The organism is Nocardia sp. NPDC019395, from assembly GCF_040632335.1.
Lineage (GTDB): Bacteria > Actinomycetota > Actinomycetes > Mycobacteriales > Mycobacteriaceae > Nocardia.
In genome coordinates this window covers 21,065-45,465 of the sequence record NZ_JBEYBT010000026.1, presented here as the reverse complement: position 1 = coordinate 45,465, position 24,401 = coordinate 21,065, and the positions used below count along the sequence as shown (strand labels likewise).

Below are 24,401 nucleotides of genomic sequence, written 5' to 3'. Positions count from 1 at the left end.
CCATCGGCTTGCGTTAGGGCCGATAACCATGTTCGCTTGCAGATATCTTGTAGTCGGGAGTTGAGGAGGACGCCACCGTGGTCGCCGCGGCGGACGATCATAATTTCGCTCAGAAGCTTGGCATCACCCACGGCATGGTTGTCCAGGAGCTGGGCTGGGACGAGGACACCAACGACGACCTCCGGGCCGACGTCGAGGAGACCTCCGGCAGCGAACTGCTGGACGAGGACTCCGACGAGGTCATCGATGTGGTCCTGCTGTGGTGGCGGGACGGCGACGGTGACCTGGTCGACGAGTTGATGGAGGCGATCGGCCCACTCGCCGACGACGGCTTCATCTGGGTGCTGACCCCCAAGACCGGTAACGACGGACACGTCGATCCCAGTGAGATCGCCGAATCCGCACCGACGGCCGGGCTCACCCAGACCTCGGCGATCAAACTCGGTGAATGGTCGGCCAGCCGGCTGGTGCAGCCCAAGGCTCCCACCAAACAGCGCTGAGCTGCCCACAGCTGCGCCGCGCCCCGGGAGCCGGATGCGCGGCAGGAGATTCGGAGGATACGCATGCCCCTCGAGGTAGGCACCCAGGCGCCGGAGTTCACCCTCAAGGACCAGAACAATCAGGAAGTCTCGCTGTCGGACTATCGCGGCAAGAAGAACGTCCTGGTCGTCTTCTACCCGCTCGCCTTCACCGGCATCTGCCAGGGCGAGCTGTGCAAGGTCCGGGACGAACTGCCCCGCTTCCAGAACGACAACGCCGAGATCATCGCGATCTCGGTGGGCCCCCCGCCGACCCATAAGATCTGGGCCGCGGAACAGGGGTATACCTTCCCGCTGCTGTCGGATTTCTGGCCGCACGGCAAGGTCGCCCAGGACTACGGCGTCTTCAACGATACGACGGGCTTCGCGAACCGCGGCACGTTCGTCATCGACCGCGAGGGCATCATCCGTTTCTCGGAGGAGAACGGCCCCGGAGAGCCCCGTGACCAGGCGGCTTGGGAGAAAGCGCTCGCCGCGCTAGATTCATAGACCGTGCCCCCGGACAACGCTCCGGGGGTTACGGGCGTATAGCTCAGTGGTAGAGCTCTGGTTTTACACACCAGCGGTCGGCGGTTCGAACCCGTCTGCGCCCACCAAGTAGACCCCAGGTGGTTGCCCTGCCCAACGACCGGAATCTTGCCCACGGAGACTTCGTGGGGCTTTCGTGGGGCAGGTCGTCAGCATCGCGGATCACCCGCCGACCGCAGGTCAGCGTTTCGGCCAGCACACTGCCCAGAGCAACACCGCCGCTGGTACACCGACTACGACAGTCCAACCGAGCGCGATCATCGCCCTGTCCCCGCCATCGACCATCGGGCGAAGGACAACCGGGGCAGCACCGTTTCCACGTCGGCAACATCCATGACGCGGTTCAGCTCCAGTGGGTCGAGATGATCAGGCGCAGGCAGGACAACGACATCGGCTCCGGCGTTGCGCGCCTGCACGGCCACGGGCAGCACAGAGTGCTCGTCCGGCCACACAATGCTGTAGCCGAGACGCCGAGCGAACCTCGACAGTTGTGCTCGGTCCCAGTCGGGCGCAGCGCGCATGTCGTAATCGATCCATCCGAATGCAATCGGCCGCATCGTGTCCCCTGCCGTTGGTGTACATGGCGTGCACCCGCCGCCGGGGAACTGATGCCGATGGATGTTCGAACCCGGCGGCGGGGCCGGAACGACGCTATGGCCGCAGCGCGCGGACAACCCGGTCCAGTAGACCGGGTTGTCCGCCAGAGTGGTCAGACTTCGATGTGTAAGCGAGTTGCCAGCGCGGCTGCCTGACTTCGATGGCTTCGTCGTGAACTTCGGAGAAGGTTGCGCACCAAACCGTGCGAATGCCGATCACGGGCGAGGTCCTCGGGGGCGATTCGTTCGGCCTCGAGGAGATGCAGGAGCGTTCCCGTTTCTTCACGGCGAAGCGCGTATGCGCGAGCAAGGTCGAGAACAAAGGTGAAACGCCGCTCCACCGACTGACATCCGGCGGCGTCGATCCGATCCGCCAGCCGGAGCGCTTCGGTCGCGTCGCCGGCCTCCAGCTCGATCGACAACCCGTGCAGCCCGATATTGAGCGGCCCGAACATCGTGTTCCCGACGTTGCCGGCGTCTCTCGCCAGTTCGGCGTGGCGATGGAGATTGTTCAGCCGCTCGCGGGCAGCCCATGTCCGTCCGGCACGCGCTTCGGCGACCGCCGCCACCAACTGAAGCGCACCCGCCAACGAGACTGTCTCCGGTTCAGCGCTCGTACCAGTGGGAAGGGCAGCGGTGGCGAGTTCGGCCATTTCGATAGCCGCGTCGTACTCATCGGCGAGTAACAAAGTGTGCCCGATGTTCCAGCGTGCGACTGCCAGTCGGATCGGGTCATCGGCAGCTTCGGCCGCATGGAGTGCACGGTCGGCAACCAGAAACGACAGGTCGTGCCGGCCTATCCGGCGAGTAACGGTCCGCAGCAACGCATACAGATCGCTCGCGAGCCGGGAGACTTCGCGATGCTGCTGGTTGTGCCGGAGCCCGCGACGTGTTGCTTCGGTGTCCTTGACGAGTTCAGGGAGCAACGGCAACAGATTGCTGTAGCGCTCGCCGTTCCTCAGCCAGATATCCCACGCACTGCCGATTCGACCGGTCAGTTCGCTCACTGATACAGGCGAACCGCTCCATGCCACGAGCGCCGACGCCAATTGATCTGCATCGGCTACACCCGAGACAGGCGCCGCCGCGGGCAGTTCACCGAGCAGCTGCCCGATCGGCACGCCGAGAGTCCGAGCCAACTTTCGGAGCACACCCGCACTCGGAATCTTCCGGCCGCGTTCGATTTGACCGAGGTAGTCGGCGCTGATTCCTGACAAGCCGGCAACAACAACTTGTGTACGCCCGGCCCGTTCACGATGGATCCGGATAAGTGTTCCGATATCGTCATTCGGTCGCGCCGACATGGCCATGGCCTTCACAGTAGGACCGGGAGGTATCGGCCGCATGGGATTGACGAAGCCCACAGACGTTCTCGTGTTGTGGGATATCGACCACACACTCATCGAGACTCGCGGCGTCGGCCGAGCTGCTTTCGCTGCGGCCTTCGAGCAGGTGACCGGCGTTGCACTCCGCGGAATGCCGACTGTCACCGGCCGCACCGAACCCGATATCTATCGAGCAGCTTCCGCATTGCACGGTTTGAGCAATCCGCCACCATTCGAGACATTCGCTTCGGCTCTCACCACGGCATATGCCGTGCGCCGGCACGATCTCGAGCGAACTGGACGCCGACTGCCCGGAGCCGCTGATGCGTTGGCCCACCTCGCGAGCAACTCGCGTCTGTACCAGTCCGTGCTCACCGGCAATCCCAGGGACGTCGCAAAGATCAAGCTCGAAACCTTCGGGCTCGAAGAATATCTCGATCTCTCGGTCGGAGCGTACGGCGACGACGACAGCCACCGGCCGACACTGGTATCGATTGCCCGATCACGCGCATCGCGGCAGTACGCGACATCGTTCGACGATACGAATACCGTTCTGATCGGCGACAGTCCAGGTGATATCTCGACGGCAGCAGAAGGCGGTGCTCATATCGTCGCGGTAGCGGCCGGCGGTACCCCGCCGAACGAATTGACCGGCGCGGACTTCATCCTGCCCGCACTGACCGATCACGAGTTATTGGAACGGGCGGTTCTGTCACTGGTGGGACCCTGATTCTCGGGTTCACAAGCGGGCAGAGATCCCTGAGGAATTCGGTCACCTGCGGGCTGAGAAGCTCCTACCGTGTACGGATGTTGTCGTACGACGGCAGTATGTCCGCGTCGACTGTTTCACATTGGTTTTCGGGTGGGTGAAACTGGCGCCGGCCCTGGGGGGCGGGACCGGCCTTCCTATCTGGGTGTGTCGAGCGGGATTATCCGGCTCATCCGGTCGAACGCTTCGAGCACATTGTCGGGGATCTCCTGCTCGACGATATGACCCGAGGCCGGGCTGTCCCGCAGTCCGCGTACCTCGAGCAATATCTGCCTGGTGATTTCACCGGGGCTGGGAACGGGTTTGTCCGGGGAACGCAATCCGTGCTCGGTGTAGGGCCCGGCGGAGATATTCGCCGTGACGATGGAGATGTCCTCTACGTCGGGGTGCTGTTTCTTGATCGTCGCCCATACCCGGCGTGCGTGCTGTGGTGTGCAGAAGGCCAGCACGGATCGAGCCGGGTTACCCCGCTTGTCCAGCTCCTCCACTGATCTCGTCACATTTTCCCGCGTGTTCTGCGCCCTCGGCTCTTCGACGGCCTGATACGGATTGAGGCCCCGCCGTTCGGCGGCCGTCCGGAACTTGGCCGCTTCGCCCTTCCAGCCCGAGAAGACCACCGGTAACTCGTCGAGCGCGTGTTCGTGCATGAAGTTCCCGACGAACGACGAGGTACCGAGGTCGGGACTGCCGAAAACCAGGGCCGCGTCGTACCGTCGATCAGAGTCGAAGGCCCACTTCGGATCGTCTCTGAGGAAATCCATCACCGTGTCCAGATCCTCCCGGAACCGGACGGTATCCACGCCCCGATCCCGGAGTTCCTGGAACCACGCGGCATGCGCGGGATGCACGCGCCCGCCGACCACCTGATCGTCGCGGATCAAGGCCTGACCCGCCCGATCGATCTCGATCGCGCTCCGAGCGTCGCTACGGATCAGGGTTCCGGCCGAAGCGCCGAGTGCGTCCACACGACCGCGCAGCTCTCGTTCCAATGCCGACGCACCACTGGTAAGCGCCAGCCGAACCTTGGTGCCCATCAGCTGCGCGACCGCCACGGCCCGTCCGGCGTCGAATGGATTGTTCACGGCACCCCTGCCAGTCCTATACCCGGCGTGGAGCAATGCGCGGATCACACGATGCCGACAGTCGGCCGATCCGATTCGGACATTAGCAAGCACCGCGGAGGGGCGCAACGCCGGAAGCGCCTGGTCGACGGCTTTTTGCCATACTGCGGGGTTTTGATCACCGACTCCCGATACCGGCGTGCGGACCGCCCCTCCGAGACCATCACCCCGGCAACCAGCGAGTCCAGCCGCACGGGAGTGAACATCTCCGAAAGCTTCGGCGCAGCAACCCGATCCGACGCCGCCGACGATGTGTCGTTGCTCACGGATCACTCCTATGATCATGGATCGCCCATACATACACGGTTGTCATGACCGGATCGGCGGCGGGCAATTGTCGTACTTCCAGCGCAGCTCAGTAGACTCGCGGCATGGCACGGAACTGGTGGGCACTCGCGCGGAAGCTGAAGCTTGTTCAGCTCACGTGGGTGGCCGTGCTGACCCTCGTGATCGCGACAACGGCCGGGACGGACGGCCAGGCCACTGTTGTGGGCGCCGCGGTCGCGGTCGCGGTACTTGTCGCGATCGCCGGCCGGGATTCGGTTTCCCAGCTGCACTCACTGATCACGGCGGCGGCCGGGCCGCCGCGTGAGGAGAAGCGCCTGCGCGGCGCTTTCCGCCGGCAGAGTGCCCCTGACACCCCGGGCCGCCCGCGTCTTCCCCGAGCACCCGGACGGGTTCCGGCCGCGGTGTAGCCGAATCAGCGCTGCGCCGGGCCTTCTTCGCTGACCCGTCCCCCCACGCCGCAGCTGCCGAGTCGACGCATCTGGGCGTGAACCCTATTCGCACGCCGCGGTACCACCGTGGTGTGCGGCGAAGAGGTGCTCACCATGCTCGACATCATCTACTACCCCGTATCCGCGATCCTGTGGTTCTGGCACAAGGCGTTCGGCGCGATCCTCGGCCCGGACAACGGCGTCGCCTGGGCCCTGGCGGTCGTGTTCCTCGTCTTCACTCTCCGCCTGTTCCTGCTGAAACCGGCCATCTCCCAGATCCGTACCTCCCGCCAGATGCAGGAACTGGGACCGCAGATCAAGGCCCTGCAGAAGAAATACGCCGGTGACCGGCAGCGGCAGGCCGCCGAAATGCAGAAACTGCAGAAGGAAAACGGCTTCAACCCTCTGATGGGCTGCCTGCCGGTGCTGGTCCAGGCTCCGGTATTCCTCGGCCTGTTCCATGTTCTGCGGTCGTTCAACCGCACCGGAACCGGACTGGGACAGCTCGGGATGAGCGCCGAGGCAAATGCGACCACCCCGAACTATGTGTTCAGCGCCACCGACGTCCAGTCGTTCCTCAGCGCCCGGCTGTTCGGTGCACCCATCTCCGCCGCGATCACCAGCCCGGAGAGCACCTTGACTTCTTTCGCGGACCACGGCGGCGTTCCGAGTACGGCAGTGATCGCCGCGGTCGCGATTCCACTGATGGTGATCGCGGCGCTGGCCACGCACTTCAACGCGCGGGCCTCGATCGCGCGGCAGAGTCCGGAGGCGGCGGCGAACCCGCAGTCGGCGCTGATGAACAAGCTGGCCCTGTGGGTCTTCCCGTTCGGTGTGCTCGTCGGCGGACCGATCCTCATGATCGCGATCCTGCTCTATTGGGTGAGCAACAACCTGTGGACCTACGCCCAGCAGCATCTCGTATTCGCCCGCATCGGCCGGGAAGAAACCGCGAAGCAGCGCGCAGTCACCGAACACCGGACTGCCACCGCGCCCCAGCCCGGAGCCCGGCCGACCCGGCAGAAACGGAGCCGGAAGAAATAGCGGGACACCCGCGGCAGAGCCACGCACGGCCCGATCGGGCCGACGCACCATCCGCACTGGTGCCTCTTCGGCGACAACGCGCCCTACAGCCTGGTCGACGCGTTCACCGACAGGAGCAGACGGTATGAAGCGGAGAATCGCGCTATCCGGGAACCGGGTGCCGGTGATCGGGCGGCGGGGTGAGTTCGTCGATCACCACCAGATTCCCGCCGGACTGTTTGGCCCGGTACATGGCGGCGTCCGCGGAGTGCAGCAGCCGGTCCGGGTCCGGGCGCGGACACCGTGGACAGATCGTCGCGTCGAAGACCGCGACACCGACGCTCGCTGTGACCTCCACCGCGGTCTCCGGTGGTTCGGCGACCGCGCGGCGCAGGCGTTCGGCCTCGGTGCGCGCCGCGGCGGTGGCGATAGGCGCGGCCACCACGAACTCCTCCCCACCCGTGCGCGCCACCACGGCCGCCTCCCCCGCGGCGTCGTGCAGTCGCCGGGCGGTCCGTACCAGGACGGCGTCGCCGACGCGGTGCCCCCAGGTGTCGTTGACGCTCTTGAACCGGTCGAGGTCGAAGGTCATCACGCAGATCGCGGGATATCCGGCCACCAGCAGCGGCAGCCGGATCTCCAGGCCGCGGCGGTTCAGTAGTCCGGTCAGCGGGTCCAACAGCGATTCGGTGCGCAGGAGCCAGTACAGGAGCTGCAGCGCGGGTAACACGATGACCGCCGATACGAGCAGCAACGCGACCGCGATGGCCAGCTGAACGGAGCCGCCGCCGGTGGCGATCCGCACCGAGAACACGATCACCGACAGCAGTGCCCACACAGAATGCGCGGCCAGTACCCGGGCGCTGTGGAAGAAGCCCACATAACTGCCGGTGACCACGAGCAGTACCGCGCCCATCGCCCCGAACAGCCGATCCTGCACCTGGAGGAACTCCACGGTGAACAGCACATCCGCGCAGCCGATCAGCACCAGCGATTCGGTTTTGTTCGGCCAGGGCAGCAGCCACCAGCGCAGTGCCCACAGCGTCCCGGACACCACCCCGATGGTCGACGGGATACCGGGATGGCCGGGCGGTCCCACGGGCGTGCCCGCGATCACGACGCCCATCACCGCGATAACAGCACCCGCGAAGCCGATCAGCACTCTCAGCGGACCCAGTGCCGACCGGGCCGCCAAGGTGCGCAGAAGCCAGCGGTAGTCGACCGGGTCGTTCCACCAAGCTCGCAGCGTCTTACCGTCATCCATCGACTCACCCTTGGTCCCGACCGCGTTGACCACCGCCGCCTCGTACCGAGTTGCGAGAATTCCAGGAAATCTCGCAGCTCATCCGCAGCAGTCCAGTCCTGACGCATTCATACCCGACGCGCCAGTATGTGTCCCACCCCACGATAAACACCTCGAAGTGCTCCGGCCCGCCCCCACGCGCGAAGGCTGAGTTCACCAGAACCCGGCGCCGCCGATTCGTCACCTTTCGATCAGTTTCTCGCTCACTTCCCCCAGGCGCTCCGCGGACCACGGGTCGAGGGCGTGCGGCGCTTCAGGGCCCGGTCGTAATCCTCGTACGTGCCCTGGCGATGATCGACCGATCGGGTGTGCACGGCACGATTCCTTCCGGCCGGCCGCCGTGGTGCTGCGAACAACCCGGGCACGATGACGACAATTGCGGTGGGATTGCGGACCGGAACAAGGAGTGCGAGATGACCGGAGCAGCGGACACGCCGGAGGCCTCCCGGCCGGTACCGGCCGGGGCCGGGCAACGGTTCGGGCCGCTGCTCGAGCGGCGGGACGGCGTCGATTTCCCGTACTACAACGGGGTCCCGGTGGGGTTGACCAGCATGCAGTGGTTACTGGCGTGGCTGTCGGTCGTGGCGGGGTTCGCCGCGCTGGTGCTGCTGCCGCAACCGAACGCAGTGGTCGCATTGCTTCCCCGGGTGCTGTTCACGGCGATCCCGCTGATCGTGCTGGCGATACTCACCGGCCCGCACTGGCGGGCGCTGTTCCGGCGGGTGTCGGGCCGGGATGTGGTGACGATGATCGGGTTCGCCGGGTTGAACCTGGTGGTCAGTGTCGCGCTCGGGCTGCTGGTGCGGTCGGTGTTCGGTGTCGCCGAGAACAAGGTCACCGACAATATCGACGGCGTCGTGGAGACGATCGCCTTCTACGCCGGCACCGGTATCCAGCTGGTCGGCGAGGAGCTCTTCACGATAATGCCGCTGCTGGCGCTGCTGTTCTTCCTCACCGCCAAAGCGGGCCTGTCCCGCAACGCTGCCGCTCTCGCGGCCTGGCTGATCACCGCCGCCTGGTTCGCGGCCGCGCATCTGCCGACCTACGACTGGAATTTCGCCCAGGCCTTCATCGTGATCGGTGGAGCCCGGCTGGTGCTGACCCTCGCCTATATCCGCACCAAGAATCTGTGGGTGTGCGCGGGCGCCCACATCATCAACGACTGGGTACTCTTCACCCCCACCGTGCTGGCCGGTGCCGCACTCGCAGCTATCTGATTCGGTCCGAACCTGTTGCCCGGTCCCTGCGCATTCGCGATGATGGTCGGATGAGCAAGGTCACGCTGTCGACCGAATTGCCCATCCCCGCACGTGACGCCTGCCTGCTGGCGCAACGCCCGGAACTGTTCGAGTACGTTGTCGCGCCCCTGCTCCGCGTACCGGACCTCGACTTTCCCGACCCGATCGCCCCGGGAGTCTCGGGCTCGGCCCGGCTGTGGTGGTTCGGTCTCGTACCGGGCTGGACCCACCGCCTGACTCTGGTGCATATCGGACCTACCGAGATCTACACCAACGAAGGCGGCGGCCCGGTGCGGGTCTGGAACCACCGGCTCACCTTCACTCCGATCGACGGGGAACGGTGCCGTTATACCGACGAGGTCGAGGTGGAGGACGGCTGGCGCGGTATCGGCATCCGGTTGTTCGTCCACGTCATGTTCCGTCACCGCCACCGCCGCTGGCGTGAACTGACCCGCGTACTGGCGGCGAGCGGCTGGGTCCGCGGCGAACCGCTCTGATACCGCGTGTTCGTGGGTCCCGGTACAGCCGCGGAAATCTCCCCGCGCCCACACACGACGGGTGGCGTCAGCCCACGTCGCGGCGCAACCAGGTGATCTCGGCGCCCTCGCTGCCGGTGCGATAGACCTCGAGGTCCTCGTCCCATTCGGTGCCCAGCGCCCGGTCGATCTCGGCCGAAAGGTCGTAGGCCGAATGCCGGCCCAGTTCGCGGGCGGCCTGCATCATGACCCGCAACCGCATCTCGCTCACCATCACATCCCCGTTGGCGCTCGTGGCGCCGTGCCACAGCCCCAGGGACGGGACGAAGCTGTAGCGCTCGCCGTCGACCCCCTCGCTCGGATCCTCGGTGACCTCGAAACGCAGTACCGGCCAGGAACGTAGTGACTGCGCGATCCGGGCCGCTGTCCCCACCGGCCCCGCCCATTCGGTGGTGGCACGGAGTTGCCCCGGGGCCGCGGGCTGGGCGGTCCAGCGCAGGCCTGCGGGGCTGCCGAGCGCTGCCGCGAGAGCCCACTCGATATGTGGGCACAGCGCGGTGGGTGACGAGTGAATGTAGACCACACCCGCCGTTGTCTCCGCGTATCGAGTCGATCCGCGCACCACGTACACCTCCGGTTTCGACGAAGCTCGTCTTCCCCAACGGGTCCGTCGATCAAGGCGTTGCCCGAGTGTACTCGAGTGCCCGGTGTTACACGTGTTACTCGGTAACCGTGTTGCGCGCGAGCGTGATCTCCCGGATCACCGAATCACTGAACGGAGGCCATACTTCACGCGACCAGTCACCGAAATTCTCGTCGCTCAACGCGACACACGCCGAGTCGAGCTGCGGATCCACCCAGATGAACGTACCCGACTGCCCGAAATGACCGTATGTGCGAGGAGAGTTCGCGGTACCGGTCCAGTGCGGCGATTTGCCATCGCGGATTTCGAAACCGAGCCCCCAATCATTCGGTCGCTGCGAACCGTATCCCGGCAGCACCCCGTTGCTGCCGGGAAACTGGACAGTGGTCGCGGCGGTATGTGTTTGCGGCGAAATCAGCCGTGGCTCGAGGAGTTCGGCCGCGAAGCGCAGCAGATCGGCGAGCGTGGAATGCGCGCCGTGCCCGGCCGAACCCGTCAGCTCCGTATCGGACATACCCAGCGGCTCGAATACGGCCTCGCGCAGATATTCCGGGAACGGGATACCGGTGTGCTCGGCGACGAAATCCGCCAGCAGTTCGAAACCCGCGCTCGAATAGATCCGCTTGGCGCCGGGCCGGGCCAGGATCTCGGTGGTGTCGAAGGCGACCCCCGAGGTGTGGGCCAGCAGATGCCGGACGGTCGAACCGGACGGTCCGGCAGGCTGATCGAGCTCGATCGCGCCTTCCTCCACCGCGACCAGTACCGCGTACGCGGCGAGGGGTTTGGTCACCGACGCGAGGCGGAAGACCCGGTCGGTGTCACCGGCCGACCACAGGCCGTCCCGGCCGACCACGCCCGCCGCGGCATGCCGGACCGGCCATTGCTTGATCTGCTCGAGTGCGCGCACACCCCGAGGTTACGAGACGCGATCGATAGCGCGGAATTCGCCCGGGGTGACAGCAGGGTATCGGCCGGGAAGCCGATCAGGCGTCTCCGGTGGTCCTCCAGTGCTCGACCGCCCGGAATGTCTGCGGGGCGCTGGGATGGAGGGCGAGGTTGTGGGCGACATCCGGAACGATCAGGGCATCGAAGTCCGCGGCTCCCGGGTAGTAGGGCGCCTCGTTGGCGTGAATCGACGCGGCGTCGCGGCAGCTGACCAGGAAGTTGCAGAAGATATCGTCCTCGGCACCCATAACCACCAGCACCGGTGCGGTGATGTTCCGGGTGATGCTCACCGGCGCGGGGCTCAGCAGCGTGGTCATCGATTCGGCCACCTCCCCGACTGTTGCGACATCCTTGGTTTGTTCATCGTGGGCGATAACGGCCGGGTCGGCGGTACGCGGATCGTAGAACGCGGCGCCACGGGTGCCGGGCCGGGTGGTGAGGTATCCGAGGTCCGGGTCCGCTCCGGCAGCGATCGCGTCACCGCCGGCCGGGTAGAGACTGCTGAAGAACCCGGTGGAATTCAGGCCCACTCCGGGCAGATGGATGATTCCGGTGAGGATCACCCGATCGAGATCGTGCCAGCGGGACGCTTCGTTGAGCAAGGTGACCGAGCCGAGGGAATGACCGACCGCGCCGACCTGGGCGTAGCCCTTCTGGTGCACCCAGTCGATCAGCTGATGCAGGACGAACGCATCACTGGAAACCGTCAGGTTCTGGCTGGCCGGGCGGGAACTGGCTCCGGTACCGAGACGATCGAAGTTCAGCGTCGCGCGACCGGCGGCCAAGGTCTGATCGACATAGGAGTAGGTCTCCGGCTGGAACGAGGAGTCCCAGTACTCACGGTTGTAGGTGGCGCCGGCAACGAAAACATCCGCCTGGTGCCCGGTTTCGGCCCAGCGCTCGGGCACACAATATGTCGCGGCGACGGTGTTGTCCGCCACCGCGCCTTCGGCCGTCGCGACCGGTATGGATACCTGCTGACATGTTCCGGGTTTGCGGTAGTCCGCGTGCGCGGGCGTGCTCACCAGAGCGCCCGCCAGCAACACCGCTACCGCCGTGAACACTCTGCGTGCGGTAACCCCGGTCCGGCCGGCGCTGATAACAACCCGATGGGTCGGTTCGTGCATTTCGTTCACCTCGTACAGCACTGACCGGCAAAGAAATAGCCGGTGAAGCAATAAATCTGGGGGCAGATTAACCGTCATCTCGGTTTGCGGCATGTCGAGCGCGGAGCCGGGGCTCCGGCCCTACTGCAAACCACCGTCCACGTCGATGACCTGCCCGGTGATCCAACCTGCGTCGCCGGAAGCAAGAAACGTGACAACACGGGCGATATCCCGGGGTTGGCCGATGCGGCCCAACGCGGTCGCGGCGATCAACGCGTCACGTTCCGGACCCGGTGGCAGGCTGCCGGCGAGCTGGTCTGTTTCGACGATGCCCGGGGCGACGGCGTTGACGGTGATTCCGCGGGCACCGAGTTCCGCGGCCTGACAGCGGGCGGCGGCCTCCACCGCCGCTTTCGACGCCGCGTAGGCGGTGCTGGTGGCGGCCAACCGTCTGGCCAGACCGGACGAGAGGTAGATGATCCGCCCGCCGGGACGCAGGTGCTCCGCGGCGGCGACAGTGGTGAGGATGCCGCCGCGAACATTGTTGTCCAGATGTTCGGACAGGTGATCGTCGTCGATATCCGCGAGCGGCCGCCGGGTGTAGATCGCGGCATTGTTGACCAGGATGTCGAGGTGCCCCTCCTCGGCGATCACGCTGTCGATCAATGCGCGACGCTGCTCGGCGATCCGGATATCCGCCGCCGCGATCCGGACCCGTCCGGGACCGGTGCCGATCTGTTCCGCCACCGCCTCGGCCTCGGCCCGATAGTCCGCGTTCTGGTAGTTCACCACCACGGTGGCGCCGCGCGCGGCGAGCTCCGCCGCGGTCGCCGCACCGATACCCCGTGAGGCGCCGGTGATCAGGGCTACTTTGTCAGTGAACGACATGGTCGGCCTCCGCCACGATATTGCGATTGAATCGGAACATATTGGCCGGGTCGAAACGTCGTTTGAGCGTTTGCAATCGGGGATATGCGGCGCCGAAAGCGGCCGGAATCCGGTGGTCCTCGTCGTAGTCCAGATAGTTCGGGTAGCCGCCCGGCGCGGCGTGCGGGCGCACCGCGTCGCCGAATCCGCGGGTCCAGGCGATCTGCTCGTCGTCCTGGTCCGCCGACTGCCAGCCGTTGATCACCAGGAACGAATAGGCGGCGTCGCGCCCACCGAACGCGGTGGCATCGGCCGGAACCCGGCCGACGGCACCACCGAGCTGCTCCAGGAAGATCTGCGTGAACGGTCCGGTGACTGTCCGGCATTGCGCGAGAATCGCCTCGCTCACCTCGTCACCCAGCTCGGACAGATAGTGGGCACGAAGGTGGTAACGGGCTCCCCGCGGGGTGCTGGCATCGTGCACGGCCTGCAGTTCCGCGAGATCCCGCCCGCGCACAGTGTCCTGGAGGGGCGCGCCGAGTGGAGCCAGGGGTGCGAGTATTCCGGCCAGCCGATCCGGATCTCCGCTGTAACACAGCCCTATTCCGGTGCTGTGGGTGCCGTCCGGGCTGCCGTTGTAGTAGAAGTGCGTGACGAGTTCGTCCGGGGCGTGTGCGGTGATCGTCCGATACGCGTCGAGTACAGCGGGCGCCTGGTGCGCGGGATAGAGCATGACGCCGGCGACAACTCGGTGGATCGGATACAGCCGCAGAGTCAGAGCGGTGACAACGCCGAAGTTCGAGCCGGCACCACGCATGGCCCAGAACAGGTCCGGCTCGTGCTCCTCGTCGACGACGTGCTGCTGTCCGTCCGCGGTAACGAGTTCCAGCGCGTGGATATTGTCGCAGGCGGCACCGTATCGGCGCATCAGCCAGCCGAGCCCCCCGTGCAGCGCGAAACCCGCGACGCCGACGGTGGCCACGGACGCTGCCGTGGTGGCGAGGCCGTACCGGGCCGCCGCGGTGGATACATCACCCCACCGGGCGCCGGGTTCGACGTGCGCGAGGCGGCGCTCCGGATCGATATGGACTCCGTCGAGCGCACCCGTGGCGGCGACCAGCGCGCCGTCCGGCATGGACCGGGCAGCCACATCGTGCCCGGCACCGGCGACCGCGAGCGGCAGGTTCTGCCGCGCGGCGTAATCGACCACCCGCCGCAGGTCGGTACTGTCGGCGCAGCGGACGATCCGGGCGGGACGCTTGTCCAGTCCCTTCCAGATCTGCCGGGCGTCGTCGTAGTCGGAATGCCCGGGGTCGATGATCCGACCACGAACCGATAATTGAGGTGTCACTGGATCTCCTGCCTCGAATCCGGGGACCGATGATGGACCGCAACCGCCCAGCCCGCATCCGGCTCGTATCGCCACACGGTGGAACAGTGCAGTCCGCCGGTCCGGTAGGTGACGAGCAGCGCCGAATCGGCCAACCGCAGCAGCGATATATCCATCGGACGCCGGACGATCTCGTTCGCTGCCGTGCCCGGCCACTCGTCCTGCAGACGATGACATCCGTGCTGGTCGACCAGCATGCTGTCCGGGGCAGTCAGTGATTGCCGGGCGGCCGGATCGTCGCGGGCGAGGGCATCGAGCAGCCGCATCTCCCGGTCCACCACGTCCGGCTCGGGAATTCGGGCCGTGATGTCGGTGGCCGCGTTCGCGAGAAAATCCTTCGCGCCCTGCGGTGTCGCCATCGAGGCCCACATCGCGGCGGGATCGTCGAAGTTGTCCAGGTACCTGTTCGCGACACCCTGATCGACCGCTGCGGCCCGGAATACATCGAACACCTGATCCGGTGGCGGACCGAGCGCCGAGGCGGTCCATTCGGTGACCGGACGAGCCAGATCCCACAGGCGTGTCTCCCAGTCACGGGCGAAGGATTCGTCGAACCGTTGTGCCGCCATGATCAGACGGCCGAGTTCCCAAGCGGCCGCGACACCGAGGTTGGCGCCCTGACCGGTGACCGGATCGTTCAGTACGGCGGCATCACCGACCGCCACGGCGAAACCTCCCGAGGGCAATCGGGCCCAGGGCCGGCGAACGGTCGGGGTGATCGCGCCCTGGAGCAGATCCAGCGGGCGGGTCAGCGTGAATCGGCCGGGATCGATCCGATCCGCGATCTCGGACCCGGTTTCCCGCAGCAACTCCCGGACGGTACGCGCGCATCCGGCCGGGTCGTCGTAGTAATTGTGGCGGACCCGATCGGCCCACGGACCATCCGGAACGGCTTCGAAGGTTATTCCGGCGACCCGTCCGGCCACCGAATACACCGGAGTCTGGAAGATCTCGCCGACCCCGGGGACGATCTCGAGCTGCATACCCATCGGCTCGGTGTGCTCCACTCCGTGGAAAAACCCGGCCAGCAGAAACCGGGCCGGTGCCGTAGCCGAACGGGCCGGATCACGCGGAAACAGCTCGTCCCGACCGTGGCCACCTGTCGCCACCACCATGAGATCGTGTTCGCTGCCGTACCGGGCGAGTGCGTCGTGCGCGTCCGGTACAGCCACCACGACTCCGCCGCGTTCGCGGTAATCCGCCAGCAGCCGCGGCAGGTAGAGCCGGAAATCGACGTAGCTCGCGGGGACGGTCAGATCGCCGCGGAAGGTGATCGGCGGATCGTCGGCGACCCGCACATGGGCGCAGCGCATACCGAAATCCGGGAAATTCCAGTGATCGACACCGAGCTCTTGTTCCCGGCGTAACGTCCGGCCGAACCGGCACACATTGTTCGGCAGCCGGGCATCGCGCAGCTGGGCTGGTGTCCTGTCGGCATACAGGGTGGTCCCCACACCGTGTTCGCGCAGCAGCAGCGCGAGATGCAAGGCCGATATTCCGGTGCCGACTATACCGACGGTATACGTGGCCCCTCCTTTGTCCGGTGGGCGAATACGAGATCGGCGTAGGCCGCCGCGAGTGTCTCGGTGACCGGCCGCTCCCGGGGATACTCGATATCCGAGAACTGTCCGACCGGGGCGATACCGCTCGCCGTCCCGGTGAGGAACACCTCGTCCGCGGCGCTGATGTCCTCGAGGCTCACCCGGACGATGTGGGTGCGGATACCTGCGTCGGCGGCAAGTCGCAGCACGGTCTGCCGGGTGATTCCGTCCAGGAAGCTATCGGCCACCGGGGTGATCAACTCACCGTCTCGTACCAGGAAGATATTCGCGCCGGTGGCTTCGGCGACCCGGCCGCGGTGGTCGAGCAATATCGCGTCGTCGTATCCGTCGCTGTGTGCCCGCGCCAGTGCCAATGATCCGACCAGATAGTTCGCCGATGTCTTGGCCTGGACCGGACCCATCGTAGGAGCGGGCCGGCGCCACTCGGACAAGGTCAGCCTGAGCGGGGGTCGTTCGACAGCCTGCGGTTCCGGCCAGCGGATCACCGCTATGGCGAGATGGACGGTGGTGCCGGCGGTATTGATCCCCACGGCTTCGGCCCCTCGCCACGCGACCGGCCGCACGTAGGCCTCGCTGTATCCCGACGCGGCCACCGTGGCCTCGACGGCCGCGGCGATCTGTGCGGCGGTCCAGGGCAACGTCATCCCCACGGCGGCAGCGGAGGAACACAGCCGGTCGACGTGTTCGGTGACGGCGAACGCGTATGACTCGTGCACCCGGATACCGTCGAAAACACAGATGGCGTTGTGTAATCCGATGCTCAGCACGGGCAGTTTCGCGTTTTCGGCCGCGACCAGTTCACCGTCGAACCACACCGGGCCCACCGCTGCGGCAGTCGCGATTGCACTCATCCGGGGCTCCTGGGTGTTGTGACGACACCGCCGAGGCCACGCCGGGCCACCACAGTGTTCAAGGTATGTACCGACCGTGTCGTGGCGGTGCGCGCGGCCGCGGCCAGCCGGTCGACGACCGGGTCCGGCGTGGTGGCCCCGGATGCGGGCACGAGGTAGTTTGCGACCACGTGGAATCGATTGGCGCCCAGATCGAGTTTGACCCGCTCGGCGCCGCGGCCCAGGTTGAACCGGCCGATACCGTGCGCCTGACCCCACCGGTAGATGCGGTACATCGTGGCCGCGTACAGGTTCTGTGACGACGGCACAGCCGCATGATCGATACCGTGCACCAGAATCTCCAAGGTGGCGGACTCCGGATAGTGCACAGCCAGCGCCGCCTGAACCGGGATACCCGTGCGCGTCCGGTGCCCGAATACGCATAGTCGTTCCCGTAGCCCGGACGCGGCCAGACCACGCAGAATCGGGAGGGCGAAATGGTTGTGCCGGTGCCCGTACTTCGCCAGGTTCAGCTGGTGCAGGCGGTCGAACTCGACCAGGGTGCCGTCGTCGATCTGTTCTCCGCGGGTCACCTCCCAGACGAAGTGTTCGTCCGATCGGCGGACCAGTCGCCGCAGGTCCCGGAACCGGGTGCCACCGAGTACCGTGCGGAGGTCGCGATCGATATCCCCGGTGGGGACGAACTCGGCTTCGACGAACCAGGGCAACCCTGGGTGACCGGACGCGCCGAGCGCTCCCGTGTCGCCGGTGCGGATCACCGGGTAGAGCAGCCATTCGGCTTCCGCCGCGGCCGCGGCGCGCCGATCGGCTTCCAGGTCCACCGCGTCGGGCGGCGGTGTGTGCGGCCGATAGAAGTATCCGCGGCTGACCAGAGCGGTGTCGTGGTCGAGTGACGTCACGACACCGAGACCGCCGGCCACAGAACGCCAATGCATGATCGTGCCCAGCGGTACCAGCGCGTTCGGGGTGTCATAGAGCCGGCACCATGCCTGCTGCCACGGATCGTCACTACCGGGCGGATCCGCTACCGGTGCCGCCGGGGGGTTCGAGAGATCGGGCAGCTGCGCGACTTTCCGCTCGATCATGTCTGCGCGGCAGGCGTTTCGTGGTGGAACACGGTCTGCCAGCCGGCCGGGCCGTGGCGCCATACGCTGCTGCAGAAGACCTCCGGCGGCAGCGGTTCACCGGCGAAACGACCCCATTGCCGGAGCCGGTAGGTCAGTGTTCTCACCTCGTTGCCGGTATCGACGACCTGGATATCCTCGACGCGGAACCGCGCCCCCGGGTCCAGCGCGTCGATACCGTCGATCAGCGTCCGCTGGCTCACCAGCCCCATGGTGGCGTCGAATCCGTACCCGTCCGGGTGCATCAATTCGGCCATGGTTTTCTTGTCCCGGTCGAAAATCGCTGTCATGATCCGTTGTTCGAGCTTCTCGAACGACGGATACTCAGCCGGCATGGTCGACGACAGCGACAGCACGCGCGCGCTCGGCGATACGGTCGGACAGCAGTTCCATCATCTGCCAGCCTTGCCGGAGCACCCCGCGAACTTCGTCCGGTGTCCAGTCCCGGCGTTCGGCTAGTTCGCGATAGCCCATTTCGAGATGTTCGGCGTCGGCGCCGTCGTGCAGGCGGAAATACTCGCTGGACGCGAAGGCGTCCACACCGGCGGCATGGAAGACCATGCCGCTGCCCTCGAGCACCAGATGTGCCAGTACGGTGCGTTCGACACTCGGCGCGGTCGTCATTCGATCCACGAACCAGGACGCCACCGCGGCGATCACGGGGTCCCATTGCGCTTCGCGGCCGTCTCGGATATCGGCGAGCAGCCGGTTGTGCCCGATCTCCTCGGCGAGATGCTCCGCGGCCAATTTCCTGGCCGGGCCGTCGGCTTCGCCGACGATCCGCGCCGTGATCACCCGCTGAAACGCGTCCGACCAGGTTTGCAGATGGTCGAGCAGGCGGTTGCGGACCTCGGGCGACTGCGTCTCGAGGTCTCGGATCATCCGGACGAGCGCATTGTTCTCGTACTCACGCATGAAGCGCTGATTATCGGAACGCACCAGCTCGACATCGAGGCGGTCGGCGTCGAATACGACGCGCGCATTGTCCGGATCCTCGTACAGCCCCGCGCCTTCGAACTGCACCGAGAGCGCCCAGAACCCGGTGGGCGCGGTGCCGACGAAACCGTGCAGCGATCCCGGTGGCACCACGACGATGTCACCGGCCCGGATATCGGTGGTGGCATCACCCATGGTCCGCCCGGTGCCCTCGGCGATGATGATCATGCTCTTGGTCGGATGCTGGTGGACCGACAGTTCTTCGCCGGGCAGCAATCGCACCCAGCTCATCGACAGCCGCGCCACCTCGGGAACGAACTGCTGGAGCACCGGGTTGCGGTGGAAGTCCTTGAGCAGACCTATGTTGTGCGGTGCCCCGTCGACGACTACCGAGGTGATCTCCGGTACATCGTCGCGTTCGATAACGTGCATATCCTTCAGTTCCTGCTACTGCCACCAGCGGTATTCCCGGGTAATCGGGCCGGACCGGCTTCTGGCTCCTATCGGACGACGGACGATGCTGTCGAGTGCTTACGACTCGGTTCGCGCATGTCCACGCGTCTGACACCACCGAAGTCGTTTGGCAAGCGAAACATCGTCACCGACCGTAACCCATGACAGTGCGCGACCACCCTTGCCAGCAGTGGCAATTATTCAGCTACCGGCCGATAGAGAAGTTCGACACGTGCCGGGCAACGGAATACTCGGCGGGGATCACGCCCGACGACGGGAATTGTGGACCGAATGGCGCGTCCCGGGCGGCGGGGCCAGTCGGCCCAACCGCCCGGGACGTCCGGTTCGCGTGCAATAACGTCGACCCGAGATCAGCGATCCGCGTCGGAGTATTTGATGATCCCGCGGATGTTCTTACCGTCCAGCATGTCCTTGTAGCCCTGGTTCACATCCTCCAGGGAGTAGCTGCGCGTGACCATATCGTCGAGGTTCAGCTGCCCGGCCTTGTAGAGCGACAGCAGACGCGGGATGTCCTGGCGGGCGTTGCCGCCACCGAAGATGCAGCCCTTGACCGTCTTCTGCAGCATGCACAGCAGGAAGTTGTTCATCTTCACGTCGAAGGCGTCCATCCGGCCCATCGAGGTGACGACCAGGGTGCCGGCCTTCGCGGTGAGGGTCAGCCCCTCTTCGATGTATTCGCCCTGCATCTCCCCCATGGTGAGGACGACCTTATCGGCCATCCGGCCCTCGGTGGCCTCCATCAGCGGCATGATCGCCTCGGCCATGCTCTTGTAGGTGTGGGTGGCACCGAACTTCTTGGCCTGCTCCAGTTTCCACGGGTTCGGGTCGATCGCGACGACCTTCTGCGCACCGGAGAGCACCGCACCCTGCAAAGCGCTCATCCCGACGCCGCCGATACCGACGATGGCCGCCGTATCCCCGGGCATCACGTTCGCCACATGGGTCGACGAGCCGAAACCGGTGGGCACACCGCAGCCGACCAGGCAGGCGACCTCGAACGGGATCTCGGGGTCGATCTTGACCACCGAGCTGTAGTGCACGGTCATATACGGCGAGAAGGTCCCGAGCAGGCACATCGGGATGACGTCCTTGCCGCGGGCCTGGATCCGGTAGCTGCCGTCACTGATCGACTGACCGGAGAGCAGCCCCATGCCGAGATCGCACAGGGCCATATTCCCGGACACACACGCCGGACAGCGGCCGCAGGCGGGGATGAACGACAGCACGACGTGATCGCCGACGGCGAGGTCGGGCGGGGTGCCGGGGCCGAGTTTGGTGATAACGCCCGCGCCTTCGTGGCCGCCCATGGCCGGGAAGGAGGGCATGGGGGTGGCGCCGGTGACCATGTGATGGTCGGAATGGCACATTCCGGCGGTTTCCAGCTGGATCTGCACCTCACCGGCGCGGGGGTCGCCGAGTTCGATTTCCTCGACGGACCACTCCTCGTCGATCCCCCACAGGATCGCGCCCTTCGTCTTCATTCGTGTCCGACCTCTCGCATGCGCGGGCTTTCATGTGACAGCGTCCACACTACGACACGAACTGGAACACGTTCTAGTGGGTTGGCGAAGAATTTCTCCGGACAACTGGTCGGGCGACCATATAGCCGTAGCCGCCCAGCCCGGATGCGCTGCGAGATTCACCCGAATCGTCCACTTCCACCACCGATACCTCCGACTCCCCGCACCCCGCACCGCCCGGGCCGAATCGATCCGGTTGCCCGCGCAGCACCGGCGGGGAGAACCGGATCGACCGAAAGAGTGAAACCTGTTCTCACTCGATGAGGCTGCGCGCCCGCGTGAACAACTCGAGGGTGTTGGCATGCAGGAAATCGCCGACCTTCTTGGGCGCCTTACCCGCGAAGGCACGGGCATAGGTGCCCTCCAGCACGATGCCGAGCTTGAAACAGGCCAGCACGGTGTACCAGGTGACCGCGCTCAGATCGCGGTCGGAGAATTTGCCGTAGTGCTCGATCATCTCCGCACTCGACGGCAGGCCGCCGGCCTCGCCGAGTTTGCCGATGAGCGCCGCACCGGAGGTGCCCGGTTCCGGCCGGGTGGCGATCTGCCAGCCGAGGTCCAGCAGCGGATCGCCGATGGTCGACATCTCCCAGTCCACCAGCGCCGCGACCTCCGGGCGCTCGTAGGAGAACATGATGTTGGCGAGATGGCAGTCGCCGTGCAGGATCCCGGGGGTCCAGGTGGCGGGGCGGTGCCGCTCCAGCCAGTCGGCAACCTCGGGCAGGCCCGGGATCTGCGGGCCGGGGTACCCCTCGTGAGACGAATACGAGTCGAGTTCGTGCATCCACCGCCCGACCTGCCGTTCCAGGAAACCTTCCGGTTTGCCGTAATCGGACAGGCCGAGGGCCTGGTAGTCGAGTGCGCCGAGCCGGGCGATGGCCTCGACCGCCGACAGCCCCATGGCGTGCCGGGCCGCGGGGTCGGCGGCGAATTCCGCCGGAAGTTCGGTCTGCGGGTTGTATCCCTCGACCGGTTCCATCAGGTAGAACACCGCACCCAGCACCGATTCGTCGGGCTCGGCCGCGATAACGCGGGGCGCCCGCACATCGGTGCCGGACAGCGCACCCAGCAACCGCGCCTCCCGCCGGATGACCTCGTTGCTCTTGGGACGCAGATGCGCGGGACCACGACGCAGCACATAGTCGCGGCCGCCGCGGGTGAACCGCAGCATGATGTTCTGCGTACCCCCGCCGAGGGCCTTCACCTCCCGAAACTCTCCACCGGGGAGCCCGCGCTCATCCATCCAGTTCCCGACCACGGTGAAGTCGACGTGTTCACGATCCACGCCCACCGGCTGCGCAACAGACATGCCTGACATTGTGCCCCAACTGCCACCCCGAACTGAAGGCAACCGACAACAGTTTGATACACGGGCCCGGCGTAGGGTTCGGACCACGATGTTCTCCTCCGTCACCGTCCAGCACCGGGTACTCGAACGTGCCGTCGACACCGAGGCGGCCTTCCTCCGGTTGTACAGCGCATCGGCCACCGCGTTCTGGCTGGACAGTGAACACGTGGAACCCGGCCTGGACCGTTTCTCGTTCCTCGGTGACGCCGCCGGACCGCTGGCCGAAGTGGTGCGATACCGGGTCGGCAGCGGGTTCGTCACGGTCACCGCCACCGGCGGTGAGTCCCGGAAGGAACCGGGCACGATTTTGGACTATCTGGCCGCGGAGCTGCGCGACCGATCCCTGCCGCTGCCCGATCGGCTGCCCTTCGACTTCGCCGGCGGCTACGTGGGCTATCTCGGTTACGAGGTCAAAGCCGATTGCGGTGGAGCGGCCGCGTACTCGGCACCGGCCCCCGACGCCCAGTGGATTTTCGCCGACCGGCTGGTGGTGGTCGATCATCTCGCCGGCCGGACACATCTACTGGCACTCACCGGTCCGGGGGATGCGGCCCGGCACGCGACCCGCACCTGGCTGGACACGACGGCCGCAGCACTCGAAAGGCTCCCGGCCTGGTCGAACCCCGACCCGATCGACGGCGGGTACGACCACACCGCGGTCTCGGCGGTCGAGGAACATCTCGTCCGCGGGCGCGCGCAGTACCTGGTCGATATCGCGACCTGCCAGGCCGCGCTGCGGGCGGGCGAATCGTACGAGATCACGCTGACCGATCAACTGACCCTGCCGGCCCGATCCGGCGGACTGGACACCTACCGCATCCTGCGCCGCGCAAATCCCGCCCCCTACTCGGCCTATCTGCGGTTCGACGACCTGGATATCGCCTGTTCCTCTCCCGAACGGTTCCTGAAGATCGATCGCACTCGCACGGTCGAGACGAAACCCATCAAGGGCACCGCGCGCCGCGACCCGGACCCGGATATCGACGAACAGCTCCGCCGCGCACTGACCGAGGACCCGAAAACCCGCGCGGAGAACGTGATGATCGTCGACCTGCTGCGCAACGATCTGGGCCGGGTCTGCGAAACCGGCAGCGTCCGGGTGCACGAACTCCTGGCCACCGAAACGTATTCGACCCTGCACCAACTGGTTTCGACCGTCCGCGGGACGCTGCGCGCGGATACCGATGTGATCGGCTGTCTGCGGGCGTGTTTCCCGGGCGGTTCCATGACCGGCGCGCCCAAGATCCGCACCATGGAGATCATCGACGCCCTGGAAACCCGTGCGCGCGGTATCTACTCGGGCACGATCGGATTCCTCGGCCTGGGCGGTACCGCCGATCTCAATATCGTGATCCGCACGGCCGTACGGCACGGTGGCCGGTGGCAGATCGGTGCCGGCGGCGCCATTGTGCTGGATTCGGTGGCCGATGCCGAATACGACGAAATGCTGCTGAAGGCCAGGGCGGTGTGGCGGGCGCTCGCCGCGGATCCGGCCGGCGAGGCCAGCCCGCACGGCAGTATCCCGGCCGGTCGCTGAATCGCGCGGCGAACGAACCCCGGAGGAAACACCCGGCCCGATACCGCGAACAGCGCCACAATGGAGCGATGGCACAGCTCTGGGTGAAAACACATGGTGGGGACTGGCTTCGGGCCGATCAGATCATCGAGATCGGCATCGAAACCGTGCGCGGACCGCAGGACGGGCCGGGCGCGGCCGAGGTCGTCGCGCGACTGGCGGTGGCGACCGGCGGCGGGAACCGGGATTACGACCGGGACACCGGCACGGTCGGGCCGAGCGCCCGCGTGCTCGGCCGCTATCCCGACGGCGAAACCGCCGAGCGGGTCGCGGATCAACTGATCCTGGTCCTGCTCAGCGCCGGTAAGAACGCACAGATCACCTTCGAGGACGAAGAAGTACTGGTCCGGCCGGTGAACGACCGCACCGCCCACGACACCCCCTACAACGGCAGAGCCCTCGACGTCTGCTGACCGGCAGCGCGC

The 24,401-nt window shown here is 66.2% G+C and carries 24 protein-coding genes, 1 tRNA gene and 2 pseudogenes; 10 read left to right on the top strand and 17 right to left on the bottom strand.

What is annotated here, in order from left to right:
• Positions 1-77 precede the first annotated feature (77 nt).
• The 3 genes from ABZ827_RS29630 to ABZ827_RS29620 all read left to right on the top strand — a co-directional run bounded on the left by ABZ827_RS29630 (position 78) and on the right by ABZ827_RS29620 (position 1,135).
• The gene (locus ABZ827_RS29630; protein ID WP_357243776.1) at positions 78-500 is read left to right on the top strand and encodes a DUF3052 domain-containing protein; all 423 of its coding nucleotides are present in this window, start codon (positions 78-80) and stop codon (positions 498-500) included.
• A gap of 63 nt (positions 501-563) precedes the next feature.
• The gene (locus ABZ827_RS29625; protein ID WP_357243773.1) at positions 564-1,028 is read left to right on the top strand and encodes a peroxiredoxin; all 465 of its coding nucleotides are present in this window, start codon (positions 564-566) and stop codon (positions 1,026-1,028) included.
• Between the two features lie 32 nt (positions 1,029-1,060).
• Positions 1,061-1,135: transfer RNA gene (locus tag ABZ827_RS29620), tRNA-Val, on the top strand.
• A 189-nt stretch (positions 1,136-1,324) separates the two neighbouring features.
• Here the strand turns inward: ABZ827_RS29620 and ABZ827_RS29615 are convergent.
• The 3 genes and pseudogenes from ABZ827_RS29615 to ABZ827_RS29605 all read right to left on the bottom strand — a co-directional run.
• The gene (locus tag ABZ827_RS29615) at positions 1,325-1,588 is read right to left on the bottom strand and encodes a hypothetical protein (protein ID WP_357243770.1); all 264 of its coding nucleotides are present in this window, start codon (positions 1,586-1,588) and stop codon (positions 1,325-1,327) included.
• Between the two features lie 188 nt (positions 1,589-1,776).
• Positions 1,777-2,670: a hypothetical protein gene (locus ABZ827_RS29610; RefSeq protein WP_357243800.1), complete on the bottom strand. Its 894-nt coding sequence runs from the start codon at positions 2,668-2,670 to the stop codon at positions 1,777-1,779.
• Positions 2,671-2,778: 108 nt separating this feature from the next.
• A pseudogene (locus ABZ827_RS29605) lies at positions 2,779-2,967 on the bottom strand (helix-turn-helix transcriptional regulator); the annotation flags it as partial.
• Between the two features lie 40 nt (positions 2,968-3,007).
• Between ABZ827_RS29605 and ABZ827_RS29600 the strand changes: the two are divergent.
• A complete protein-coding gene (locus tag ABZ827_RS29600) occupies positions 3,008-3,718 on the top strand; it encodes a haloacid dehalogenase-like hydrolase (RefSeq protein ID WP_357243767.1) in 711 nt (236 codons plus the stop codon).
• A gap of 176 nt (positions 3,719-3,894) precedes the next feature.
• On the opposite strand, the gene ABZ827_RS29595 is transcribed toward ABZ827_RS29600, so the two are convergent.
• Entirely contained in the window at positions 3,895-4,839 is a 945-nt protein-coding gene (locus tag ABZ827_RS29595; RefSeq protein WP_357243764.1) for an ElyC/SanA/YdcF family protein, read from the bottom strand.
• A 410-nt stretch (positions 4,840-5,249) separates the two neighbouring features.
• On the opposite strand from ABZ827_RS29595, the gene ABZ827_RS29590 reads away from it, so the two are divergent.
• Both ABZ827_RS29590 and yidC read left to right on the top strand, forming a co-directional pair.
• The gene (locus ABZ827_RS29590) at positions 5,250-5,573 is read left to right on the top strand and encodes a DUF6412 domain-containing protein (RefSeq protein WP_357243762.1); all 324 of its coding nucleotides are present in this window, start codon (positions 5,250-5,252) and stop codon (positions 5,571-5,573) included.
• A gap of 135 nt (positions 5,574-5,708) precedes the next feature.
• Positions 5,709-6,620: pseudogene (yidC, locus tag ABZ827_RS29585) on the top strand (membrane protein insertase YidC); the annotation flags it as partial.
• Positions 6,621-6,780: 160 nt separating this feature from the next.
• Here the strand turns inward: yidC and ABZ827_RS29580 are convergent.
• Positions 6,781-7,914, bottom strand: a complete 1,134-nt coding sequence (locus ABZ827_RS29580) for a GGDEF domain-containing protein (protein WP_357243759.1) — start codon at positions 7,912-7,914, stop codon at positions 6,781-6,783.
• Between the two features lie 419 nt (positions 7,915-8,333).
• Here ABZ827_RS29580 and ABZ827_RS29575 point away from each other — a divergent pair, with 419 nt between their 5' ends.
• Together ABZ827_RS29575 and ABZ827_RS29570 are read left to right on the top strand one after the other, a co-directional pair.
• Complete coding sequence (locus tag ABZ827_RS29575) at positions 8,334-9,137, top strand: CPBP family intramembrane glutamic endopeptidase (RefSeq protein ID WP_357243756.1); 804 nt, start codon at positions 8,334-8,336, stop codon at positions 9,135-9,137.
• 50 nt (positions 9,138-9,187) lie between these two features.
• On the top strand, positions 9,188-9,655 hold the full coding sequence (locus ABZ827_RS29570; RefSeq protein WP_357243753.1) for a hypothetical protein: 468 nt from the start codon (positions 9,188-9,190) through the stop codon (positions 9,653-9,655).
• A gap of 67 nt (positions 9,656-9,722) precedes the next feature.
• On the opposite strand, the gene ABZ827_RS29565 is transcribed toward ABZ827_RS29570, so the two are convergent.
• The 12 genes from ABZ827_RS29565 to ABZ827_RS29510 all read right to left on the bottom strand — a co-directional run bounded on the left by ABZ827_RS29565 (position 9,723) and on the right by ABZ827_RS29510 (position 22,370).
• Positions 9,723-10,256, bottom strand: a complete 534-nt coding sequence (locus ABZ827_RS29565; protein ID WP_357243750.1) for a DUF3145 domain-containing protein — start codon at positions 10,254-10,256, stop codon at positions 9,723-9,725.
• Between the two features lie 97 nt (positions 10,257-10,353).
• Positions 10,354-11,184, bottom strand: a complete 831-nt coding sequence (locus ABZ827_RS29560) for a serine hydrolase domain-containing protein (RefSeq protein WP_357243747.1) — start codon at positions 11,182-11,184, stop codon at positions 10,354-10,356.
• A gap of 76 nt (positions 11,185-11,260) precedes the next feature.
• Complete coding sequence (locus ABZ827_RS29555) at positions 11,261-12,349, bottom strand: alpha/beta hydrolase (RefSeq protein WP_357243744.1); 1,089 nt, start codon at positions 12,347-12,349, stop codon at positions 11,261-11,263.
• A gap of 120 nt (positions 12,350-12,469) precedes the next feature.
• Positions 12,470-13,216 carry an SDR family oxidoreductase gene (locus tag ABZ827_RS29550; RefSeq protein ID WP_357243741.1) on the bottom strand — a complete coding sequence of 249 codons (747 nt, stop codon included), beginning with the start codon at positions 13,214-13,216 and terminating at the stop codon, positions 12,470-12,472.
• The gene (locus ABZ827_RS29545; RefSeq protein WP_357243738.1) at positions 13,203-14,546 is read right to left on the bottom strand and encodes an FAD-binding oxidoreductase; all 1,344 of its coding nucleotides are present in this window, start codon (positions 14,544-14,546) and stop codon (positions 13,203-13,205) included. The genes ABZ827_RS29550 and ABZ827_RS29545 overlap by 14 nt, the downstream gene beginning before the upstream one ends.
• Positions 14,543-16,072: a styrene monooxygenase/indole monooxygenase family protein gene (locus tag ABZ827_RS29540; protein ID WP_357243735.1), complete on the bottom strand. Its 1,530-nt coding sequence runs from the start codon at positions 16,070-16,072 to the stop codon at positions 14,543-14,545. Before ABZ827_RS29540 ends, ABZ827_RS29545 begins: the two co-directional genes overlap by 4 nt.
• Before the next feature lie 20 nt (positions 16,073-16,092).
• Entirely contained in the window at positions 16,093-16,998 is a 906-nt protein-coding gene (locus ABZ827_RS29535; RefSeq protein WP_357243732.1) for an aminotransferase class IV, read from the bottom strand.
• On the bottom strand, positions 16,995-18,083 hold the full coding sequence (locus tag ABZ827_RS29530; RefSeq protein ID WP_357243729.1) for a GNAT family N-acetyltransferase: 1,089 nt from the start codon (positions 18,081-18,083) through the stop codon (positions 16,995-16,997). The genes ABZ827_RS29535 and ABZ827_RS29530 overlap by 4 nt, the downstream gene beginning before the upstream one ends.
• Complete coding sequence (locus tag ABZ827_RS29525) at positions 18,080-18,457, bottom strand: nuclear transport factor 2 family protein (RefSeq protein ID WP_357243726.1); 378 nt, start codon at positions 18,455-18,457, stop codon at positions 18,080-18,082. Before ABZ827_RS29525 ends, ABZ827_RS29530 begins: the two co-directional genes overlap by 4 nt.
• The gene (locus ABZ827_RS29520) at positions 18,447-19,490 is read right to left on the bottom strand and encodes a cupin domain-containing protein (protein WP_357243723.1); all 1,044 of its coding nucleotides are present in this window, start codon (positions 19,488-19,490) and stop codon (positions 18,447-18,449) included. Before ABZ827_RS29520 ends, ABZ827_RS29525 begins: the two co-directional genes overlap by 11 nt.
• Positions 19,491-19,882: 392 nt before the next feature.
• A complete protein-coding gene (locus tag ABZ827_RS29515) occupies positions 19,883-21,013 on the bottom strand; it encodes an NDMA-dependent alcohol dehydrogenase (RefSeq protein WP_357243721.1) in 1,131 nt (376 codons plus the stop codon).
• Between the two features lie 292 nt (positions 21,014-21,305).
• Complete coding sequence (locus tag ABZ827_RS29510; RefSeq protein ID WP_357243718.1) at positions 21,306-22,370, bottom strand: phosphotransferase family protein; 1,065 nt, start codon at positions 22,368-22,370, stop codon at positions 21,306-21,308.
• Positions 22,371-22,449: 79 nt separating this feature from the next.
• Here ABZ827_RS29510 and pabB point away from each other — a divergent pair, with 79 nt between their 5' ends.
• Both pabB and ABZ827_RS29500 read left to right on the top strand, forming a co-directional pair.
• A complete protein-coding gene (gene pabB, locus ABZ827_RS29505) occupies positions 22,450-23,937 on the top strand; it encodes an aminodeoxychorismate synthase component I (RefSeq protein WP_357243716.1) in 1,488 nt (495 codons plus the stop codon).
• A gap of 68 nt (positions 23,938-24,005) precedes the next feature.
• Positions 24,006-24,389, top strand: coding sequence for a hypothetical protein (locus ABZ827_RS29500; RefSeq protein ID WP_357243713.1), 384 nt, complete (start codon positions 24,006-24,008; stop codon positions 24,387-24,389).
• The last annotated feature ends 12 nt before the right edge of the window (positions 24,390-24,401 follow it).

Bases quoted from the DNA above. Each gene is read 5' to 3' on its own strand.
- ABZ827_RS29625 (WP_357243773.1), top strand. From the start codon at position 564: ATGCCCCTCGAGGTAGGCACCCAGGCGCCGGAGTTCACCCTCAAGGAC.
- ABZ827_RS29615 (WP_357243770.1), bottom strand. From the start codon at position 1,588: ATGCGCGCTGCGCCCGACTGGGACCGAGCACAACTGTCGAGGTTCGCT.
- ABZ827_RS29600 (WP_357243767.1), top strand. From the start codon at position 3,008: ATGGGATTGACGAAGCCCACAGACGTTCTCGTGTTGTGGGATATCGAC.
- ABZ827_RS29590 (WP_357243762.1), top strand. From the start codon at position 5,250: ATGGCACGGAACTGGTGGGCACTCGCGCGGAAGCTGAAGCTTGTTCAG.
- ABZ827_RS29575 (WP_357243756.1), top strand. From the start codon at position 8,334: ATGACCGGAGCAGCGGACACGCCGGAGGCCTCCCGGCCGGTACCGGCC.
- ABZ827_RS29570 (WP_357243753.1), top strand. From the start codon at position 9,188: ATGAGCAAGGTCACGCTGTCGACCGAATTGCCCATCCCCGCACGTGAC.
- ABZ827_RS29555 (WP_357243744.1), bottom strand. From the start codon at position 12,349: ATGCACGAACCGACCCATCGGGTTGTTATCAGCGCCGGCCGGACCGGG.
- ABZ827_RS29550 (WP_357243741.1), bottom strand. From the start codon at position 13,216: ATGTCGTTCACTGACAAAGTAGCCCTGATCACCGGCGCCTCACGGGGT.
- ABZ827_RS29535 (WP_357243732.1), bottom strand. From the start codon at position 16,998: ATGAGTGCAATCGCGACTGCCGCAGCGGTGGGCCCGGTGTGGTTCGAC.
- ABZ827_RS29530 (WP_357243729.1), bottom strand. From the start codon at position 18,083: ATGATCGAGCGGAAAGTCGCGCAGCTGCCCGATCTCTCGAACCCCCCG.
- ABZ827_RS29525 (WP_357243726.1), bottom strand. From the start codon at position 18,457: ATGCCGGCTGAGTATCCGTCGTTCGAGAAGCTCGAACAACGGATCATG.
- ABZ827_RS29520 (WP_357243723.1), bottom strand. From the start codon at position 19,490: ATGCACGTTATCGAACGCGACGATGTACCGGAGATCACCTCGGTAGTC.
- ABZ827_RS29515 (WP_357243721.1), bottom strand. From the start codon at position 21,013: ATGAAGACGAAGGGCGCGATCCTGTGGGGGATCGACGAGGAGTGGTCC.
- ABZ827_RS29510 (WP_357243718.1), bottom strand. From the start codon at position 22,370: ATGTCAGGCATGTCTGTTGCGCAGCCGGTGGGCGTGGATCGTGAACAC.
- pabB (WP_357243716.1), top strand. From the start codon at position 22,450: ATGTTCTCCTCCGTCACCGTCCAGCACCGGGTACTCGAACGTGCCGTC.
- ABZ827_RS29500 (WP_357243713.1), top strand. From the start codon at position 24,006: ATGGCACAGCTCTGGGTGAAAACACATGGTGGGGACTGGCTTCGGGCC.